This window comes from Peptostreptococcus anaerobius 653-L, assembly GCF_000178095.1.
GTDB classification, from domain to species: Bacteria; Bacillota; Clostridia; order Peptostreptococcales; family Peptostreptococcaceae; genus Peptostreptococcus; species Peptostreptococcus anaerobius.
In genome coordinates this window covers 1-1,110 of record NZ_ADJN01000053.1, presented here as the reverse complement: position 1 = coordinate 1,110, position 1,110 = coordinate 1, and the positions used below count along the sequence as shown (strand labels likewise).

Here is a 1,110-nt window from a genome sequence, read left to right as displayed (position 1 = left end):
GTGAATGGTTGGGATTTCTTCTATCCCTTGCCTTTTGTAGGAACGATGATCCACTCTCTTTTCTTGATGATTTTTTTCTAAATACTGATTACAAAGTCTTGCAAAATTCTCTCTCCATTTCTCTGCGTTTCCTTTATTGTTCCAGTCTGTCAGCTCTACTTTTCTTGTTTTGTAGTTCCCGCTTTTTAGTTTTATCTTTTCTCCATTTTCATCAATTACATATTCTTTTTTGCTTTTTGCCTGCCACTCTCCTTTTTCATTGATTGGTCTAAGGGTAGTCATAATATGAGCATGTATATTGTTGTTATCATCACTTGTTCTATCATGGATTGCAAGGTCTGCTATCATTCCTTTTGATACAAAATTTTCCTGTATAAAGTCGGTAATGAGTTTCTTGTTTTCTTCAAAAGATAATTCTTTTGGTAAAGCGATAATGAAGTTTCTTGCAAGCTGTGCGTTGCTTGCTTTCTCATTTAGTTCAACGCTGTTCCATAAGGTAGTTCTATCTTTTAATGCTATGGGGACATTCTCCGGCAAGAAAATTTCTGAATGTAAAAGTCCTTTTTTATTGTGATAGTCATGAACTTCTCCGTCCCATTCATTTTTGATTTTCTCGCAAGAGATATATGCTGCACTTGCAACTGCCGATTTACTTTTTCCTCTGCTTATCATTGAAATATTAAAGTGAAATGTTTCTGCCATCTTCATAAGCTCCTTTCATTTTTTATTTGTTTTTAGGTAAAGGAAAAAAGCAGACAGGCTATTTTTTGTATCTTTTCCTATCTGCTTTATCCGTATATTTTTATTAAGTTTTGGATTTTTTAATACTTGCTAAAATCCCTTAGTTTTTCTAAGGGCGCAATTATACACCCTAAAGGGTGTTTTGCGTTCTGCGAAGCTTTTTGCCCTTGCAGGGAGCTTCTGAAAAAACTAAGTTTTTTTATTCTGTTCACTCAATATCTGTTTCATCTTCCATATCTTTTCCATTTATCATTTCTTCATAGGCTTGTCTGTATTCTTCTGTATCAGTAGCAACTTTAAGTAGTTCTTCTATCTCCTCATTGGCAAACATAAGGGAATTTTCAATTACTCTTTCTACTATCAAGCCTC

The 1,110-nt window shown here is 34.1% G+C and carries 1 protein-coding gene; it reads right to left on the bottom strand.

Annotation, left to right across the window (positions count from 1 at the left end; translation table 11 throughout):
• Nucleotides 1-702: MobQ family relaxase (gene mobQ, locus HMPREF0631_RS05955; protein ID WP_002843971.1), on the bottom strand; the 702-nt coding region annotated here is incomplete at its 3' end.
• Nucleotides 703-1,110: the final 408 nt, after the last annotated feature.